Genomic DNA, 434 nt, shown 5'->3' with positions numbered 1-434 from the left:
GTGTTATCTAGGTGCCTTAAGAGTTTACCTATTAATTTTTGTTCCTCAATACTTTTCGTATATGGTACTTTAATGTTTGAAAAATTTTCATAGAATAAATATTCTCTTACACTTCCTTCGGTATTACGTCTGACTTCTTTAATAAAAATTGGAGACTTTATATACTGAAGAATAAATTCGTTATCAAGATCATCCGACATCTTTACAACAACATAAAGTGAACTTACAATCACCGTCTTATCAAGGTTATTAAAGGCAATTGATCCCACGTTTATTCTTGCAGGATTATAAGCAAATTCATTTGGCTCGACAAATTTATATGAACTCTTTTCTAAATCGTCCAATCTACTGCCGTCAAATTGATCAGTTTGTGCTATTAACCCTACTTTGTTACTTACAGAGTATGCAGGGAAGTCTAACCCTTGAGAATTTTT

The 434-nt window shown here is 31.8% G+C and carries 1 protein-coding gene; it reads right to left on the bottom strand.

All coding sequences use genetic code 11. The features are described from left to right. The coding region (locus RV00_RS16025) for a restriction endonuclease subunit S (RefSeq protein WP_143141815.1) at positions 1-434 on the bottom strand (434 nt) is incomplete at both ends.

It is taken from the genome of Enterococcus devriesei, assembly GCF_001885905.1.
GTDB lineage: Bacteria > Bacillota > Bacilli > Lactobacillales > Enterococcaceae > Enterococcus_A > Enterococcus_A devriesei.
The sequence above is the reverse complement of the archived record's forward strand: the minus strand, read 5'-3'. Positions and strand labels throughout refer to the sequence as shown.